The organism is Pseudomonas sp. CAU 1711, assembly GCF_039888625.1.
Classification (GTDB): Bacteria; Pseudomonadota; Gammaproteobacteria; order Pseudomonadales; family Pseudomonadaceae; genus Aquipseudomonas.
Window position 1 is genome coordinate 172800 of the sequence record NZ_JBDQQT010000005.1, and the last position, 17279, is coordinate 190078.

The following is a 17279-nucleotide window of genomic DNA, read 5'->3' on the forward strand; positions in this document are numbered from 1 at the left end:
ATGGGCCTGCATCTGCACGAGGGCGGTGACGACCTCCAGGAAAACCACGAGATCAACGTCACCCCCTTCATCGACGTGATGCTGGTGCTGCTGATCATCTTCATGGTCGCCGCGCCACTGGCCACGGTGGACGTCAAGATCGACCTGCCGGCCTCCACCGCCCAGCCGACGCCGCGGCCGGACAAGCCGGTCTACCTGAGCATCAAGGCCGATACCAGCCTGTACCTGGACGACCAGCAGATCGACCCGAGCCAGCTCGGCGCCGCGCTGGACAAGCTGACCGGCGCCGACAAGGACAAGACCATCTTCGTGCGCGGCGACAAGGGCGTGGACTATGCCGACCTGATGCAGGTGATGGACGGCCTGCGCGGCGCCGGCTACCTGAAGATCGGCCTGGTCGGCCTGGAAACGGTCGGCACTCGATGAGCCAGGCGCGTCGTCTGCCGCTCTGGGCCCTCAGCCTGCTCGCCGTGGTCGGGCTGCACATCGCCCTGTACCAGGCCGCCCTGCTGTGGCGCCCGGCGGCCACCCCGGTGCTGCTGGAGCCGGCGGCCATGCTGGTCGAGCTGGAACCGGTGGCGCCGCCGCAGCCCACTCCACCACAGCCGCGGGTCGAGCCCGAACCGCAACCCGACCCCATCCCCGAGCTGGTCGAGGCGCCCAAACCCAGGCTGGTCGTGGCCAAACCCAAGCCCAAGGTCGAGCCGCAAGCGCCCAAGCCCGAGGTCAAGCCGCAGCCCGAGGCGCCCAAGGTGGCGAGCCAGGAGCAGAGCGCCGCGCCGGTGAAAGCGCCGACGCAGCGGCAGAACACCCAGGGCGAGATCGACCGCGAGAAGGCCCTGTGGATGGCCAAGCTGCAGGCCTACCTGAGCAAGCGCCTGCACTATCCGGAGCGCGAGCGCCGCTTCAACCGTGCCGGCAGCAAGCATGCCCTGCTGGTCAGTTTCACCGTCGATGGCCGTGGCCGCATCCTCGCCAGTGAGGTGAAGAGTTCCACCGCGCGCGCCGCCTTCGACCGCGACGTGCAGCGCCAGCTGCGCCAGGCCAGCCCGGTGCCGCCGCCGCCGGCCAAGGTGCTGAGCGGCAACAGCCTGTCGGTCGACTATCCGCTCAACTTCACCCTGACCCGCTGAGCCACGCGGCGGGCACTTCTCCCGAAGCGGCCGCATCTTTGTCGGCCGGCCGGTTGGTTCCATCGAATGCACTCGCTATGCTTGAGCGCATCTCAATGGAATTTGACTATGACCCTCACCGAATTGCGCTACATCGTCACCCTCGCCCAGGAGCAGCATTTCGGCCGCGCCGCCGAGCGTTGCCACGTCAGCCAGCCGACCCTGTCGGTTGGGGTGAAGAAGCTGGAGGACGAGCTCGGCGTGCTGATCTTCGAGCGCAGCAAGAGCGCGGTGCGCCTGACCCCGGTCGGCGAGGGCATAGTCACCCAGGCGCAGAAGGTGCTGGAGCAGGCCCAGGGCATCCGCGAGCTGGCCCAGGCCGGCAAGAACCAGCTGACCGCGCCCCTGAAGATCGGCGCCATCTACACGGTCGGGCCCTACCTGTTTCCCCACCTGATCCCGCAGCTGCACCGGGTCGCCCCGCAGATGCCGCTGTATATCGAGGAGAACTTCACCCACACCCTGCGCGACAAGCTCAGGACCGGCGAGCTGGACGCCATCATCATCGCCCTGCCGTTCCAGGAGGCCGACGTGCTGACCAAGCCGCTGTACGACGAACCCTTCTTCGCCCTGCTGCCGGCCGGCCACCCCTGGGCCGAGCGCGAGAGCATCGACACCGAGATGCTCAACGACAAGAGCCTGCTGCTGCTCGGCGAAGGCCACTGCTTCCGCGACCAGGTGCTGGAGGCCTGCCCCAGCCTGCGCAAGGGCGGCGAGGACTCGGCCAAGCACACCACGGTGGAGTCCAGCTCGCTGGAGACCATCCGCCACATGGTCGCCTCGGGCCTGGGCATCTCGATCCTGCCGTTCTCCGCGGTGGACAGCCACCACTACGCCGCCGGAGTGATCGCCGTGCGCCCGCTGACCGCGCCGGCGCCCTACCGCACCGTGGCCATCGCCTGGCGCGCCAGCTTCCCGCGGCCCAAGGCCATCGAGGTGCTGGCCGACTCCATCCGCCTGTGCTCGGTGGCCCGCCCCCAGGGTGAAGCCGTTTCGGCATGACCGAGCTGGCGCGGGTCCCGGTCACCACGCTCAAGGGCGTCGGCGCCGCCTTGGCGGAGAAACTCGCCCGGGTCGGCCTGGAGAGCCTGCAGGACGTGCTGTTCCACCTGCCGCTGCGCTACCAGGACCGCACCCGCATCACCCCCATAGGCGCCCTGCGCCCCGGCCAGGACGCCGTGGTCGAGGGCGTGGTGGCCGGCGCCGACGTGGTCATGGGCAGGCGGCGCAGCCTGCTGGTACGTTTGCAGGACGGCAGCGGCACCCTCTCCCTGCGCTTCTTCCACTTCAGCCAGGCGCAGAAGGACGGTCTCAAGCGCGGCACCGCCCTGCGCTGCTACGGCGAGGTGCGCCCCGGTGCCACCGGCCTGGAGATCTACCATCCGGAATACCGCGCGCAGAGCGGCGACGAGCCGGCGCCGGTGGAACAGAGCCTGACGCCCATCTACCCGACCACCGAGGGCCTCACCCAGCAGCGCCTGCGCAGCTTGAGCCAGCTGGCCCTGGCCCGCCTCGGCCCGCACAGCCTGCCGGACTGGCTGCCGCCGGAGCTGGCCCGCGACTACCAGCTGGGCCCGCTGGATCAGGCCATCCGCTACCTGCACCGGCCGCCGCCGGACGCCGACGTCGCGGAGCTGGCCGAGGGCCAGCACTGGGCCCAGCAGCGCCTGGCCTTCGAGGAGCTGCTGACCCACCAGCTGTCGCTGCAGCGCCTGCGCGAGCAGATCCGCGCCCAGGCCGCGCCGGTGCTGCCGCCGGCCCGCCAGCTGCCGCAGCGCTTCCTCGCCAACCTGGGCTTCGCCCCGACCGGCGCCCAGCAGCGCGTCGGCGCCGAGATCGCCTACGACCTGGCCCAGGCCGAGCCCATGCTGCGCCTGGTACAGGGCGACGTCGGCGCCGGCAAGACGGTGGTCGCCGCGCTGGCCGCGCTGCAGGCGCTGGAGGCCGGCTACCAGGTGGCGCTGATGGCGCCCACCGAGATCCTCGCCGAGCAGCACTACCTCAATTTCGGCAAGTGGCTCGCGCCGCTCGGCATCGAGGTCGCCTGGCTGGCCGGCAAGCTCAAGGGCAAGGCCCGCGCGGCGGCGCTTACGCAGATCGCCGAGGGCGCGCCCATGGTGGTCGGCACCCATGCGCTGTTCCAGGAGGAAGTGCGCTTCCAGAAACTCGCGCTGGTGATCATCGACGAGCAGCACCGTTTCGGCGTGCAGCAGCGCCTGGCGCTGCGCCAGAAGGGCGTCGACGGCCGCCTCTGCCCGCACCAGCTGATCATGACCGCCACGCCGATCCCGCGGACCCTGGCGATGAGCGCCTACGCCGATCTGGACACCTCGATCCTCGACGAGCTGCCGCCCGGGCGTACCCCGGTGAACACCCTGCTGGTGGCCGACAGCCGCCGTAGCGAGGTGATCGAGCGGGTCCGCGCCGCCTGCCGCGAGGGGCGCCAGGCCTACTGGGTATGCACCCTGATCGAGGAATCCGAGGAACTCACCTGCCAGGCCGCCGAGACCAGCTACGAGGAGCTCTCCGCCGCGCTGGGCGAGCTGCGCGTCGGCCTGATCCACGGACGCATGAAGCCGGCCGAGAAGGCCGCGGTGATGGATGAGTTCAAGCGCGGCGAGCTGCAGCTGCTGGTCGCCACCACGGTGATCGAGGTCGGCGTCGATGTGCCCAACGCCAGCCTGATGATCATCGAGAACCCGGAGCGCCTGGGCCTGGCCCAGCTGCACCAGCTACGCGGCCGGGTCGGTCGCGGCAGCGCCGCCAGCCACTGCGTGCTGCTCTACCACGCGCCGCTGTCGCAACTCGGCCGCGAGCGCCTGGGCATCATGCGCGAGACCTGCGACGGCTTCGTCATCGCCGAGAAGGACCTCGAACTGCGCGGCCCCGGCGAGATGCTCGGCACCCGCCAGACCGGCCTGCTGCAGTTCAAGGTCGCCGACCTGATGCGCGACGCCGAGCTGCTGCCGGCCGTGCGCGAGGCGGCCCAGGAGCTGCTGGCGCGCTGGCCGCAGCATGTGGCGCCGCTGCTCGAGCGCTGGTTGCGCCACGGCCAGCAGTATGGTCAGGTGTGACGCGGCGCACGGACTACCGTTGGTCGCCCGTCCGGTGGCCGAGCGCCACCGCGGATGCGCTGGTTATACTTCAGGACGACACGTAGTTTCCGCCGGATACCGCCCATGACCGAAGTCGCCTTCGCCCCAGACACCGCGCCGCGCCCGCCGGCGGTGATCCTCCAGCTGCTGGAGAAGCTCGGCGTGCCCTGCCATATCCGCCCCGAGCATCCGGCGCTGGCCGCCAGCCGCCGGGTCCAGGCGGCACTGCTGGAGGACGCGGTCGGCGCCCTGCTGGTGCTGTTCCCGCAGAGCCAGCTGCTCGACCTCAACCGCCTGGCCGAGCTGACCGGGCGCAAGCTGGTGGCGGTCAAACCCGAGCGCATGGAACGCATGCTGGCCAAGCACAGCCTCGGCGTGCTGCCCGGCCTGCCGCCGCTGACCAGTTCACCCTGCCTGTACGACGAGCGCCTGCTGCAGGAACCCAGCCTGCTGGTGGAGTCCGGCCAGCCGGGCGTGCTGCTGGAGATCGGCAGCGAACACTACAAGGCCATCCTCCTGGCCAAGGCCAGCGCCGCGCGCTTCGGCGAGCCGCTCGCCGACATTAGCCCGAACCTGGACCGCCCGGACGACGACCGCGCCGAGATCACCCAGGCGGTGCAGGCCTTCACCGCCCGGCGCATCCAGCAGCGCCTGGAGGAGACCATCGAGATTCCGCCGCTGCCGGAGACCGCGCAGAAGATCATCAAGCTGCGCGTCGACCCGGACGCCACGGTGGACGACATCACCGGCGTGGTCGAGACCGACCCGGCCCTGGCCGCCCAAGTGGTTAGCTGGGCGGCCTCGCCCTACTACGCCGCGCCGGGCAAGATTCGCTCGGTGGAGGACGCCATCGTCCGCGTGCTGGGCTTCGACCTGGTGATCAACTTGGCCCTCGGCCTGGCCCTGGGCAAGACCCTCAGCCTGCCCAAGGACCAGCCGCAGCAGGCCACGCCCTACTGGCAACAGGCGATCTACACCGCCGCCGTGATCGAGGGCCTGACCCGCGCCATGCCCCGCGCGCAGCGCCCGGAGGCCGGGTTGACCTACCTCGCCGGGCTGCTGCACAACTTCGGCTATCTGGTCCTGGCCCACGTCTTCCCGCCGCACTTCTCGCTGATCTGCCGCCATCTGGAGGTCAACCCGCACCTCACCGCCGGCTATATCGAGCAGCACCTACTGGGCATCACCCGCGAGCAGATCGGCGCCTGGCTGATGCGTTTCTGGGACATGCCGGAGGAACTGGCCAGCGCCCTGCGCTTCCAGCACGACCCGGACTACGACGGCCCCCACGCCGCCTACCCCAACCTGGTGTGCCTGGCGGTCAACCTGCTGCGCAGCCACGGCATCGGCACCGGCCCGCAGCACGAGCTGCCCGACGAGCTGTTCGAGCGCCTGGGGCTGAGCCGCGACAAGGCCGAGGAGGCGCTGAACAAGGTGCTGCAGGCCGAGGTGGCGCTGCGCGAGCTGGCCTCGCAGTTCAACCACCCGCACTGACTGCTCCCTCTCCCTCTGGGAGAGGGTTGGGGTGAGGGCGCCACAGGCAACCCGGAGCAGTCCGGAAATCCCTCACCCCTCTCCCGCTGGGAGAGGGGTGATCTCATTTCAGCTGCGCCCTTCTCGCCGCGAAAACTGCCGGCAGCGCCTTGGCGCTGGCCTCCAGCACCGCGCGCAGGGGCGCCTGCTCGTACAGCGCGGCGTACTCCTCGAGCTGGTCGCTGGGGGTCTGCCGGTAGGCGTAGAGCATGAAGGCCTCCACCCCCTGGGCGCTGGACGCGCGCAGCGGCGCCAGCTGGGCGGCGGTCTGCTCGCCCAGGGCCTGCTCGTCGAGATCGCCGCCACGGGCGCGCAGGGCCAGCAGGGCCTGGGTCTTGCCCACCTCGTAACGCAGCAGGGTGGCCAGCTCGGTGGTGTGGGCGGCCTTGTCCAAACGCCGCACCAGCTCCACGCGCCTGCCCAATGGCGGGCGCTCCTGCAGCTGCTGGCGATAGACGGCCAGGCCGCCATCCTCGCCCACCGCCCGTTCGGCGGCGGTGAGGTGCCGGGCCAGCGGGCTCTCCAGCAGTTGCAGCGCCTCCTGCAGCTGCGCAGGCTTGAGCGCGGGCGCCACCCGCCTAGTCAGATCGGCGCACAGCGGCGCGGCGGCGAAGGCCCGGCCCAGGGCCTTCTGCTGCTCGGCGCTCATGCCGCGCTGCAGCAGTGGCGCGGTCTGCTCGCACAGCAGCGTGACGCCGGCCAGCTCCAGCACGCGCTCGAGCGTGGCATCGGCGGCGCGGGCGGGGCCGACCAGAGACAGCAGCAAGACGAGGGCGAGGGGCAGGCGCATAGGGGTACTTCCGGGGAAAAGGCCCAGCCTAGGGGCAGCCGGCGCCACGGCGCAACAAGCCCCAGGCGAACCAGAGCGGGACTGCGACTCAGGCCGCCTTCTTGGGCTCGGTCTTGTTTTTCTTCTTCGCCACCACATGCTTGAGCAGGCCCTGGAACCAGATCACCAGCGCCGGGTTGCCCTGGATCTGGATGTCCTTGTTCTGGATGCCCTGCATGAAGGCCAGCTGCTTGTTCTTGGCGTTCATGGTGGCGAAGCCGTAGGCGGCGTCCTTGAAGCCAATGGCGAAGGCCGGCTCGGCGGCCTCCCCGGCATGGCTGCTGACACGTTGACCCCGGATGCGGTAGTGGCGGGCCAGCTTGCCGTCCAGAGTGTGCAGCTGGAAGACCAGCTCCTTGCCCTCCAGCTGCTGCCGGAACTCGGCATTGGTGCGGCTGGCCTTGGCCATCAGGCGGCCCAGCATCCAGAGAAGAAAGCGGAATTTCATGACGCGCGGCCTCGGGGTGGTGAAATCGGCGGCGCATTGTAGCGGATGGCGCGGCGCACTACATCCCGTCTGGCGGGCGCGTGCGGGCTTCTACTTCGCAAGTCCTGCATCGCCCACGATAAAGCCAGTGACAAGTGCGTTGAACTCATGCGCACGCTCCCGATACCTATCAGGTATCGGCTGACGAGCGTTTAGACCTGGTCGCTCACGATCCACTCATCCTTTCAACGACGCTGGATAGGACCAGACAAACCACCTGGGCGCTCGGTCGCGCATCGATGTGAACAGACCACCATTAACTCAGCAGCTTGAGCGTCAGCAAGCGATAGTCGGCACGGCGGATGGCGAGGTATTCCGTACCGTCACGACAAGCGCCTTGAAGCATTGTCAGAATGGCATCGCCAACGAGGGCTACGTCAGTGCAGCGAAAGCACCCCTGACGCACCCCACTCTCGATGAGCCGCTGAAGCTGTTCGTGGTAGCGTCGGGCCAGCTGCAGAACCATAGCCCTGTCCCGTCCCGCCAAGCTGCGCACTTCGAGCGGATCGAGAAGCGCCCCCTGCCGGTGCCGCTCTTCATGCCAAGTCAGATGGTGTTCCACGAAAGCACCCAAGGTGTGCTCAACAGATGAGCCCACGGGTTGGGCATGCTGCCAGGCGGTTAATAAGTCGTGATACTGCTCGCACAGCAGCTCGAAGAGCAGGCAGTGCTTGCTGGGAAAATAGCGATACAAACTCCCAGCTTGAACACCGACCCGCACCGCCAGCTGGCGCATGCTCATTGCCGCGAAGCCTTGCTGCCCGATCAAATGCATAGCCGCACGGCGAATGCGTGCGCTGGTCGCCTCGCCCTGAGCCGATGGCATGGATATCGCCCCGGGCCCGGGCAGTTGCGGCTCTCCCATCCTCAAGCCCTCTCTATCACCATGGCCAGCCCTTGGCCGACACCGATGCACAGGCTGACCACGGCATAACGCCCGCCGCGGCGCTGCAACTCCCGCGCCGCGGTCAACGCCAGACGCGCGCCGGATGCACCCAAGGGGTGGCCCAGGGCGATGGCACCACCATTGGGGTTGACCCGCGGGTCGTCCAGCGCCAGGCCCAACCCTTTGAGACAGCCCAGCACCTGGGCGGCAAAGGCTTCGTTGATCTCGATCACGTCCATGTCCGCCAGTTCAAGCCCGGCCCGCGCCAGTGCCTTGACGATCGCCTGCACGGGGCCGATACCCATGACCCTCGGCTCGACCCCTACCGCCGCAGCCGAGAGAATCCTCACCATGGGTTGCAGGCCATAGAGTTCGGCAACCTGCAGGCTGCCGATCAGCAGTGCGGCGGCGCCGTCATTGACTCCGGAGGCGTTGCCCGCAGTCACCACGCCGCCCTCAAACAGCGGCTGCAGGCGGGCCAGGGCCTCCAGGTTGCTGTCCGGACGCGGATGCTCGTCCCGTTCGACCAGGCACGGCGGTGTTTTGCGTCCGGTGCTCACTTGTAGCGGCACAATCTCGCCGGCGAAGAAGCCATCCCGGCGCGCGGCCTCGTACTTGACCTGGGAGGCAGCGGCAAACAGATCGGCCTGCTCGCGATCGATGCCGTAATCGCGGGCCACGTTATCGGCGGTCTCGGGCATGCTGTGGTTGCCGTACTGGGCGACCAGACGTGGATTGGGGAAGCGTGCGCCGATGGTGCTGTCATACATCTGGAAGTCGCGGCTGTAGGCCTTATCCGCCTTGGCCAGCACCAGCGGCGCGCGCGACATGCTTTCCACCCCACCGGCCAGATACAGTTCGCCCTCGCCGCAGCTGATCGCCCGCGCCGCATCCACCACCGCGGCCAGACCGCTGGCACACAGTCGGTTGACCGTCTGCCCGGGCACGCTGGGCGGCAAACCGGCCAGTAGCGCGGCATGCCGGGCCAGGTTGCGGCTGTCCTCGCCAGCCTGGTTGGTGTTGCCCAGCAGCACGTCCTCGATCTGTTCGCCTGCGATACCGGTGCGGGCCAGTAGGGCGCGGATCACCTCGGCGGCCAGATCATCCGGGCGGATACTGGCCAGCGCACCGCCATGGCGACCGAAGGGGGTGCGCAGTCCGGCATAGATGTAGGCATCAAGCATCTTCTATTCCTCGGCGGTGGTCAGGGGTAAGCCCAGTTGCACACGACGGCGCAGCCAGGGGCTGGGGCGGTAGCGCGGTTCATTGCCGTAGCAGCCCTGCATGTTCTGCAGAATTCGCAGGATGCGCGCCGCGCCATAGTGCTCGCCGAAGCCCAGCGGCCCGAGTGGATAACCAAGCGCCAAGGGAATGGCACGCTCCAGGGTGTAAGGGTCGGCGATGCGCCGTTGAGCGATCTCGCAGCCCAGGTTGACGACACTGGCGATCACCCGTTGGGTGACGAAGCCAGGCGAATCGTTGATCACCTCTACCGGCACGCCATCGTGGCCCAGCGCCCAGCGAGCTTGGGCCAGCACAGCAGGATCGAGCGCAGGTTGGCGCATTAGCACCCGGCGCTTGTCGAAATCGCACAGGGTCTCCACAGCCAGGGTGCTCTGCGCCGGCAGCCCCAGGCGCTGGATGCAGCTGCTGGCATCCTCGCCCAGCGGCGTCACCAGGCAGATGGCGCTGACCGAAGGCTCGTGCCCTTCTTCCAACTGCACGCCGGCAGCCTGCAACAGCTGCCGCAGGCGAGCGCGCAACGCCGGATCGGCGCAGTCCAGCCAGAACGGTCGTTCCAGCGCAACCCGCGGGACCGCGATTTCCATCTCGCGCAGGGCTTTCCCCTGTTCGTAGCGGTAATAGCCCTCGCCACTCTTGCGCCCGAATAGACCCGCGGCCACCCGCTGCGCAGCCAAGTTGGAGGGGCTGTAGCGCGGGTCCTGGTAGTGCTGCTCGAAGATCGATTCCATCACCGCATGGGAGATATCCAAACCGGTCAGGTCCGCCAACTCGAAGGGCCCCATGGGAAAGCCCGGGCCGTCGCGCAGGATGCGGTCGATCTGCTGCGGCGTAGCAATACCCTCAACCAGCAGACGCTGGGCTTCCGTGGCATAGGCGCGCCCGGCATGGTTGACCAGAAAGCCGGGAGTGTCCGGGGTGATGGCCGGGAAGTGCCCGGCCTGCTCGGCCAGTTCCACCAAGCGCACTATTACCTGAGGATCGGTGCGTTCGCCGCGCACCACCTCGACCAGCTTCATCAGCGGCACCGGGTTGAAGAAGTGGAAGCCGGCCACTCGCTCGGGGTGCCGACAGGCGCTGGCGATGCGGGTCACCGAGAGCGACGAGGTATTGCTGGCGAGGATCGTGTCAGCCGGCACCTTGTCCTCCAGCTCGAGGAACAGTGCCTGCTTGACCTCGAGCCGCTCCACCACCGCCTCGATCAGCAGATCGCAATCGGCCAATTCGTCCAAGCTGGACACCGGTTGCATGCGAGACAGAACCGCCTGCAGTTCGTCTTCGCTCAGACGCCCCTTGGCCTGACTGCGTTCGAGCAGTTGACGGTTGAAGGTCAGCGCCTGCTCCAGCACCTCGGTATTCTGATCGAACAGCAGCACCTGCCGTCCGGCACTGGCGAATAGCTGGGCAATACCCCGCCCCATAGCACCCGCACCGATTACCCCAATGGAAGAAATCATCCGCCCCTCGCAACGATAAAACGCGACATTTGTTTCACTGTGCAAAACTACGTTTTAATAATTAAGAAAAGTCGCCGTCTTTACAAGAGCCAACCGGAATAAATCAGGTAGATATGCCGAGCCCCCCACCCTCAGCCCACACCTTCGGCTCGACCGCCACAGTCTCGCTGCTGCTCAGTGCCCTGGCCTGCGAACTGCTGGCGTTATCCACCGGGCTGGACTGGGCGTCGATGCTGTCCGCCGGCCTTTACGGGGCGTTCTTTCTGGCGCACTGGCGCTCGCTGTTGCCCTACCCGCGCCGGCTGGGCCTGATAACCCTGGCAGTCGCCGGCCTGTGGGGCCTGCACCAGCCCAGCCTGGCAGCGACACGGGGGCTGGCGGCGACCTTCGCCTACTACGCCAGCTTCGTTGCCGCATTGGGGCTTATCCAGTGCCTGATAGCCCGCCTGCCACAACTCGGCGAACTGCATCGGGCCTTGCTCAATGGTCCGCGAGCACTGCTCTATCCGCGCTATCTGGGCGGCGCACTGGCACTGGGGGCGTTACTCAGTTTCGGCATGCTCAACCTGCTCTATGCCACCCTCCGGCCACAGCTGGATGCTCCCGGCGTCGGAGCCGAGACCCGCCGAAACGCCCAGCGCGGCGTGATCAGCTGCGCTCTGCGCGGCTTCGCCCTGGTGCCGCTACTGGCCCCCACCAGCGTGACCATGGCGATCATCGGGCGGGAAATCCCCCATCTGGGCTGGATCGATCTGCTGCCCTTCGGCGCCATCACCGCACTGCTCCTGCTACTACTCAGTTGGCGCGGCGAGCACCGAAACCTGCGCGCCCTGCCCGAACTACCCTGGCCCGCAGCACGAGTGGCCTGGGGCAAACCGCTGGCGGGGGCGCTGCTCGGCTGCACGGCAATTGTCCTGCTGGCGCTGTACACACCGCTCAATCCGAGTCAGGCGGCGATGCTGACCATCCCCATCGGCGTACTCGGCTGCCTGCTGCACTGGACATCCGTCGCCAAGGCGCAGGCAGAACTGACCCGTACCCTCGACGGCCAGCGCAACGAGGTATTCATTTTCGGGTGTTCGGCACTGCTCGGCGGCCTAGTTGCCCAGCTTGTCCCCTTGCAGGGCTTGGCCGCGCCGCTGCTGAAGGCCCCCTGGCTGCTGCATGCACTGGAGATCGGCCTGCTGCTCGGCATCCCCGCCCTGGCCCTGTTCGGCATCGCGCCCATCGTCAGTCTCAATCTGCTGGCCGCGCTGCTGGCGCAACTGGCGCATCTCGGTATCGCCCCGCTGGGTCCGGCCATCGCGCTGGTCAGTGGCTTCGCCCTGGCCATGCTGCTATCGCCATTCGGCCCCTCGGCGCTGCTGCTGGAGCGCCTCAGCGGCATCTCCGCGCGCGAGCTGTCCCTGGGCTGGAACGGCCGACTGGCGCTGATGGCGCTGCCGTTCCTGCTGCTGTTGCCGGGCTTGGCCCAGTTGTAGTGACGCCATGCCTCGCTCAATTTGGCCCATGGCTGGCAACCCCGGCATGTCCGCCCTGCGCTCTACCCTCGGCGGGCGAGATCGCGCAACTCGCGGCGCAGCAGTTTGCCCACCGCGCTTTTCGGTAACTCATCGAGGATCTCGATGCTGCTCGGCACCTTGTAGCCGGTGAGGAACAGGCGGCAGTGGGCCAGCAGCGCGGCGGCATCGAGGCCGACGTCCTTGAGGCTGACATAGAGTTTGACCGCCTCGCCCTTGCGCGCGTCCGGCACGCCCACGGCCACGCACTCGCGCACGCCGGGATGGCGCATCACCGCGTCCTCGATCTCGTTGGGATAGACGTTGAAACCGGACACCAGAATCATGTCCTTCTTGCGGTCGACGATCTTGAGGAAACCCGACTCGTCCAGCACCGCGACGTCGCCGGTCTTCAGCCAGCCGTCATCGGTGAGCACCTGGGCGCTGTCCTCGGGACGCTGCCAGTAGCCCCGCATCACCTGCGGGCCACGTATCCACAGCTCGCCCGGCTCGTTGGGCGGGCAGTCGGCGCCGTGGTCATCCACAGTGCGCAGCTCGGTGTCCACCAGTGGCAGGCCGATATAGCCCTCGCGATGGGGGCTGACGCTGGTGGAAGTAGACACGATCGGCGAGGTCTCGGTCAGGCCGAAGCCTTCGCGGATCGGCGCGCCGGTCAGCTCCAGCCAGCGCCGCACCACCTCCTGGTTGAGCGGTGCGCCACCGGCGGTGACCCATTTCAGCCGGGAGAAATCGATCGAGGAGAAGCCGGGGTGACTCATCAGGCCGACGAACAGGGTGTTGATCCCGGTCAGCAGGCTGAAAGGATGGCGCTGCATGGCTTCGATAATTTCGTCCAAGTTGCGCCCGTCGCGGATCAGTATGGTGTGCAGGCCCATGGCCACCGCGCTGAGGCAGTTGGTGGCGAAGGCCATGATGTGGTACAGCGGCAGCGGCGCGATGCGCGCGTCGATTTCCGGCTCCAGCAGGCCGGGGCGATCAAACAGCTCCAGGGTCTGCGCCACGTTGGCCAGCAGGTTGTAGTGGCTGAGCATCGCCCCCTTGGCGACCCCGGTAGTGCCGCCGGTGTATTGCAACAACGCCAGGCGCTCCAGCCCAGCCACGGTTTCTACCGCGGGCAGTCCTCGGCCCAGACGCAGCGCCTGCATCAACCACGGGGCATCGGCTTCGGCGCCGTCGTGGCCGGGATTATCCAGCTCGTCCACGCGGCAGAGAATGAGGTGCTCGATGGCAGTTTCGCCTTGCAGCGCGCGCATTTGCGGCAGTAGGCGGTCGAGCACGACGATGGCCCTGGCCCCGGAGTCGCGCAGCTGGTGCGCGGTTTCCAGCGGGGTGTACTGCGGATTGGTATTGACCAACACCAGGCCGGCCTTGAGCGTGCCATAGGTGACGATTGGATAGTGCAGGCCGTTAGGCAGCTGCAGTGCCAGACGATCTCCCGGCTGCAAACCAAGAGCATGGCGCAGGTAGCGGGCGAACGCATCGGCATGGGCCTGCAACTGCGCGTAGGTCAGGCACTGCTCGGCACAGGAGAAGGCGACCCGCTGCGGATGCCTGGCACAGGCCCGGTCGAGCAGGTCGTGGATGTTCTGCCAGCCCTGGCAAGCCAGTTCCTTGGTCACATAGCCCTGAGCAGGAGTAGACATGACGCTCACCTCTGTGAATTATTGTTTTGCTCTGCGGAATAAAATACCAAAATAACAGAAATTGGATAGACCTTTATCTCTACAACTCCGCGATGCGCTGCCCGAATGGATATGATCTGCTAAGGTGCGCACGCCTCAACCTCTAGCCGGACACCCCATGAGCGAAGACACTGACGACAACCTCGAAGCCAAAGACCGCAAGTTCGTCGAGGCCCTGGCCCGCGGCCTGGACGTGCTGCGCGCCTTCACCCACGGCTCGGTGGTGCTGGGCAACCAGGACATCGCCAGGCTCACCGGGCTACCCAAGCCCACGGTGTCGCGCATGACCTACACCCTGACCAAGCTCGGCTACCTCAGCTATGCGCCGCATCTGGAGAAGTACCAGCTGGATTCGGGGGTACTGGCCCTGGGCTACGCCTATGTCTCCAACCTGCGCATCCGCCAGTTGGCCAAGCCCTATATGGATGACTTCGCCCGCCGCACCAACACCACGGTGGGGCTGACTTGCCGCGACCGCCTGTCGATGATCTATGTGGAGAACTGCCGGCCGGCGGAACTGACCACCCTGCGTATGGACGCCGGCGTACGCCTGCCGCTGGCCACCACGGCAGCCGGCCGGGCCTACCTGGCGGCGACCCCGGAGCAGGAACGCGGGCACCTGCTCGATGCCCTGGCCACCAAACACGGCGACGATTGGCCGCCTCTGCTGGCTTCTCTGCAGGCCTCTTTCCATGAGTACGAGGAGCACGGCTACTGCTTCTCCCTGGGCGACTGGGATCGCAACGTGATCGCCGCCGGTGTGCCGCTGCGCCTGGCCGACGGCAACATCATGGTGCTGACTTGCGGGGCCCCCTCCTTCCAGCTCAGCGAGCAGGCCCTGAAAGGCGGCCTGGCTCAGCAACTGGCTATGCTGGCGCGGGATATCGAGAGCCTTGGCGCCTAACACATTCCGCACAGCGAAATCATAAATACAAAAAATGGAATTTAGTGCCATTTTGTATTGATGCACTGGGCTTTCTAGGAGAAAGTGGCGGCTCCGCGGTACACCCGCTCTCCCTTGGAGCCTTTCCATGCACAACAACAACGGCTACCCATCGAGCACCCGCGCCTGGCTGACGGTCGCCATCCTGATGCTGGCCTACGTGCTGTCCTTTATCGACCGGCAGATCCTCAACCTGCTGGTCGAGCCGATTCGTCGCGACCTGCTAATCAACGACACGCAGATGAGCCTGCTGATGGGGCTGTCCTTCGCCCTGTTCTACACGGTGTGCGGCATCCCCCTGGGGCGCCTGGCCGACCGCAGGAGCCGCCGTGGCCTGATCGCCGGCGGCGTGCTGCTCTGGAGCCTGATGACCGCCCTGTGCGGCACGGCGAAAACCTTCTGGCAATTTCTCACCTTCCGCGTCGGCGTCGGCGTCGGCGTCGGCGAGGCGGCGCTATCGCCCTCGGCCTATTCGCTGATCGCCGACAGCTTCCCGCCTAGCCTGCGTGCCACGGCGATGAGCGTGTATTCCATGGGCATCTATATCGGCTCCGGCCTAGCCTTCCTGCTCGGCGGCCTGGTGATCAAGTTCGCCTCGGCCCAGGGTGATGTGATGCTGCCGGTTCTCGGCGAAGTGCGCCCCTGGCAGTTGATCTTTCTGGTGCTGGGGGCGGCCGGGGCGCTGTTCACCCTGGTGCTGCTGGCGATCAAGGAGCCTTCGCGCAAGGGCGTGGGCGCCGGCGTCGAAGTGCCGCTGAGCGAGGTGGCCGGCTACCTCAAGCTCAATCGCCGCACCGTGCTGTGCCACAACTTCGGCTTCGCCTGCCTGGCCTTCGCCGCCTACGGTGGCGCCACTTGGATTCCCACCTTCTTTATCCGCACCTACGGCTGGTCGGCCAGCGAGGTGGGCATGCTCTACGGTTCGGTGGTGGCGGTGTTCGGCTCGCTGGGCATCATAGTCGGCGGGCGCCTGTCCGACCTGCTGCAACGTCGTGGCCATAGCGACGCACCGCTGCGCGTGGCGATGATCGCGGCCCTCTGCACCCTGCCGCTCAACCTGCTGTACCTGGCCAGCAGCGGTCCGCTGGCCATGGCGCTGATGGCCATGCATGTGTTCTTTATCGCCATGCCCTTCGGCGTCGGCCCGGCGGCTATCCAGGAGATCATGCCCAACTCCATGCGCGGCCAGGCATCGGCCATCTACCTGTTCATCATCACCTTGATCGGCCTCGGGGTCGGCCCCACGGCCGTGGCGCTCGTCACCGACTTCGTCTTCGGCGACGACCAGGCCTTGCGCTACTCGCTGCTGATCGTCACCAGCACCGTCCTGATCGGCGCCTTGCTGCTGCTGGGGATTGGCCTGAAGCACTATCGCGACAGCCTGGACCGGCTGCAGCAATGGCGCCCAGCCTCGTCTCAGTCGCATGCCGACGTAGTGCGAGCCAGCTAAGCGAGACTGCACGCGAGGCTGCCGTACCGAAGGCGCCGGCAGCCTCAGTCCGGCAGCAGTTCCAGCGGCCGTTGCGCACGCTGACGATAGAACGCCTCGAAGTCACCGAGGTAGACCTGGTAGCTCTCCGCCGGCAGCCACTTCGCATGCAGCGCCAGCACTCTGGCGGGATCGGCAAAGGCCTGCCGTATGGCCGCATCCAACTGCAGGGCCAACTGCCGCCCCCAAGCATTACGGGTGCAGTAGATACCGATGCTCGATAGTTCGCGATCCTCGCGGATGGGCACGCTGACCAGTGGCTCGCCGCTGCTCTGACGGCTACGCAACGCTTGAATGATGCTGGCGTACTCCAGAGCGAAGTCGAAGCGACCATGGGCCAGCATCAGCAGCAGATTGTCGCCGCTCATGGCCGTCGCAATGCGCTGAATGCGCCCCTGTCGCACGCCCTCCTCAATCTGCTGCTGCAACTTGGCCGGATAGGTTCTGGCCTTGGCCAGACCGCCGCGCAGAGCCGGGTCGGCCAGTAAGTCGGCCAGCGACAATTGCCCCTGGGCTATTGGGAATTCGGCCAATTGACTCTGACGTACCACCACCTGAATCGGCGTGCTGGCGAACAACGGGATGAAATAACCGATGGCATCGCTGCGCGCCTCGGGCAGCAACGGCAGGGAACAGAGCGATACGCCTTGGGCCATGTCCTGCTGCAGACGAGCGCGATTGCCCAAGTGAAAGCGGGCCGACATCGGCAAATGCTCCAGCACCTGGGCAAGCACTTCCATGGCCAGGCCATCCGTTGGCTCGCCATGTTCGACGTTAACCACACCCGGTATCGGCCAGACGTACCAGTCCACAGTCTCACTCGCCACGGCCGACATACAGCCGAGACAAACCAAGCAGAGTAGAACCGCACGCATCTTGGGCAGCAAAGGATAGCCAGACATACACGACTCCACAGGCCAGAAATCCTGGCTTTGGGGGCTATC

General features: G+C 67.0%; 15 protein-coding genes. 8 read left to right on the plus strand and 7 right to left on the minus strand.

All coding sequences use genetic code 11. From position 1 onward, the window contains the following. From exbD to AAFN46_RS07460, 5 genes are all read left to right on the plus strand, one after another. Positions 1-426 (plus strand): TonB system transport protein ExbD, encoded by a 426-nt coding sequence (gene exbD, locus AAFN46_RS07440; protein ID WP_347808060.1) that lies wholly within the window; start codon positions 1-3, stop codon positions 424-426. Next, positions 423-1133, plus strand: a complete 711-nt coding sequence (locus AAFN46_RS07445) for a TonB family protein (protein WP_347808061.1) — start codon at positions 423-425, stop codon at positions 1131-1133. Before exbD ends, AAFN46_RS07445 begins: the two co-directional genes overlap by 4 nt. Positions 1134-1241: 108 nt before the next feature. After that, entirely contained in the window at positions 1242-2174 is a 933-nt protein-coding gene (locus tag AAFN46_RS07450) for a hydrogen peroxide-inducible genes activator (protein ID WP_347808062.1), read from the plus strand. Further along, positions 2171-4246, plus strand: coding sequence for an ATP-dependent DNA helicase RecG (gene recG / locus AAFN46_RS07455; protein WP_347808063.1), 2076 nt, complete (start codon positions 2171-2173; stop codon positions 4244-4246). Before AAFN46_RS07450 ends, recG begins: the two co-directional genes overlap by 4 nt. A gap of 105 nt (positions 4247-4351) precedes the next feature. Continuing rightward, entirely contained in the window at positions 4352-5761 is a 1410-nt protein-coding gene (locus AAFN46_RS07460) for an HDOD domain-containing protein (protein ID WP_347808064.1), read from the plus strand. A 103-nt stretch (positions 5762-5864) separates the two neighbouring features. On the opposite strand, the gene AAFN46_RS07465 is transcribed toward AAFN46_RS07460, so the two are convergent. From AAFN46_RS07465 to AAFN46_RS07485, 5 genes are all read right to left on the minus strand, one after another. After that, positions 5865-6590, minus strand: a complete 726-nt coding sequence (locus AAFN46_RS07465) for a hypothetical protein (protein WP_347808065.1) — start codon at positions 6588-6590, stop codon at positions 5865-5867. A gap of 88 nt (positions 6591-6678) precedes the next feature. Beyond that, positions 6679-7077, minus strand: coding sequence for a helicase (locus AAFN46_RS07470; RefSeq protein WP_347808066.1), 399 nt, complete (start codon positions 7075-7077; stop codon positions 6679-6681). A gap of 295 nt (positions 7078-7372) precedes the next feature. Then, positions 7373-7942 carry a TetR family transcriptional regulator gene (locus AAFN46_RS07475; protein WP_347808067.1) on the minus strand — a complete coding sequence of 190 codons (570 nt, stop codon included), beginning with the start codon at positions 7940-7942 and terminating at the stop codon, positions 7373-7375. Between the two features lie 41 nt (positions 7943-7983). After that, positions 7984-9186: a 3-oxoadipyl-CoA thiolase gene (locus tag AAFN46_RS07480; RefSeq protein ID WP_347808068.1), complete on the minus strand. Its 1203-nt coding sequence runs from the start codon at positions 9184-9186 to the stop codon at positions 7984-7986. 3 nt (positions 9187-9189) lie between these two features. Next, positions 9190-10701, minus strand: coding sequence for a 3-hydroxyacyl-CoA dehydrogenase (locus tag AAFN46_RS07485; protein WP_347808069.1), 1512 nt, complete (start codon positions 10699-10701; stop codon positions 9190-9192). 113 nt (positions 10702-10814) lie between these two features. Between AAFN46_RS07485 and AAFN46_RS07490 the strand changes: the two genes are divergently transcribed. Then, the gene (locus tag AAFN46_RS07490; RefSeq protein ID WP_347808070.1) at positions 10815-12182 is read left to right on the plus strand and encodes a hypothetical protein; all 1368 of its coding nucleotides are present in this window, start codon (positions 10815-10817) and stop codon (positions 12180-12182) included. A gap of 62 nt (positions 12183-12244) precedes the next feature. Here AAFN46_RS07490 and AAFN46_RS07495 read toward each other — a convergent pair whose 3' ends face one another. Continuing rightward, a complete protein-coding gene (locus AAFN46_RS07495) occupies positions 12245-13864 on the minus strand; it encodes an AMP-binding protein (protein ID WP_347808071.1) in 1620 nt (539 codons plus the stop codon). Positions 13865-14021: 157 nt separating this feature from the next. Here AAFN46_RS07495 and AAFN46_RS07500 point away from each other — a divergent pair, with 157 nt between their 5' ends. Then, the gene (locus AAFN46_RS07500) at positions 14022-14807 is read left to right on the plus strand and encodes an IclR family transcriptional regulator (protein WP_347808072.1); all 786 of its coding nucleotides are present in this window, start codon (positions 14022-14024) and stop codon (positions 14805-14807) included. A gap of 127 nt (positions 14808-14934) precedes the next feature. Next, positions 14935-16296: an MFS transporter gene (locus AAFN46_RS07505; protein ID WP_347808073.1), complete on the plus strand. Its 1362-nt coding sequence runs from the start codon at positions 14935-14937 to the stop codon at positions 16294-16296. A 44-nt stretch (positions 16297-16340) separates the two neighbouring features. Here the strand turns inward: AAFN46_RS07505 and AAFN46_RS07510 are convergent, their stop codons facing one another. Continuing rightward, a complete protein-coding gene (locus tag AAFN46_RS07510; RefSeq protein ID WP_347808074.1) occupies positions 16341-17237 on the minus strand; it encodes a hypothetical protein in 897 nt (298 codons plus the stop codon). Positions 17238-17279: the final 42 nt, after the last annotated feature.

Bases quoted from the DNA above. Each gene is read 5' to 3' on its own strand.
- AAFN46_RS07505 (WP_347808073.1), top strand. From the start codon at position 14,935: ATGCACAACAACAACGGCTACCCATCGAGCACCCGCGCCTGGCTGACG.
- recG (WP_347808063.1), top strand. From the start codon at position 2,171: ATGACCGAGCTGGCGCGGGTCCCGGTCACCACGCTCAAGGGCGTCGGC.
- AAFN46_RS07475 (WP_347808067.1), bottom strand. From the start codon at position 7,942: ATGCCATCGGCTCAGGGCGAGGCGACCAGCGCACGCATTCGCCGTGCG.
- AAFN46_RS07495 (WP_347808071.1), bottom strand. From the start codon at position 13,864: ATGTCTACTCCTGCTCAGGGCTATGTGACCAAGGAACTGGCTTGCCAG.
- AAFN46_RS07500 (WP_347808072.1), top strand. From the start codon at position 14,022: ATGAGCGAAGACACTGACGACAACCTCGAAGCCAAAGACCGCAAGTTC.
- AAFN46_RS07450 (WP_347808062.1), top strand. From the start codon at position 1,242: ATGACCCTCACCGAATTGCGCTACATCGTCACCCTCGCCCAGGAGCAG.
- AAFN46_RS07445 (WP_347808061.1), top strand. From the start codon at position 423: ATGAGCCAGGCGCGTCGTCTGCCGCTCTGGGCCCTCAGCCTGCTCGCC.
- AAFN46_RS07465 (WP_347808065.1), bottom strand. From the start codon at position 6,590: ATGCGCCTGCCCCTCGCCCTCGTCTTGCTGCTGTCTCTGGTCGGCCCC.
- AAFN46_RS07510 (WP_347808074.1), bottom strand. From the start codon at position 17,237: ATGTCTGGCTATCCTTTGCTGCCCAAGATGCGTGCGGTTCTACTCTGC.
- exbD (WP_347808060.1), top strand. From the start codon at position 1: ATGGGCCTGCATCTGCACGAGGGCGGTGACGACCTCCAGGAAAACCAC.
- AAFN46_RS07480 (WP_347808068.1), bottom strand. From the start codon at position 9,186: ATGCTTGATGCCTACATCTATGCCGGACTGCGCACCCCCTTCGGTCGC.
- AAFN46_RS07460 (WP_347808064.1), top strand. From the start codon at position 4,352: ATGACCGAAGTCGCCTTCGCCCCAGACACCGCGCCGCGCCCGCCGGCG.
- AAFN46_RS07490 (WP_347808070.1), top strand. From the start codon at position 10,815: ATGCCGAGCCCCCCACCCTCAGCCCACACCTTCGGCTCGACCGCCACA.
- AAFN46_RS07470 (WP_347808066.1), bottom strand. From the start codon at position 7,077: ATGAAATTCCGCTTTCTTCTCTGGATGCTGGGCCGCCTGATGGCCAAG.
- AAFN46_RS07485 (WP_347808069.1), bottom strand. From the start codon at position 10,701: ATGATTTCTTCCATTGGGGTAATCGGTGCGGGTGCTATGGGGCGGGGT.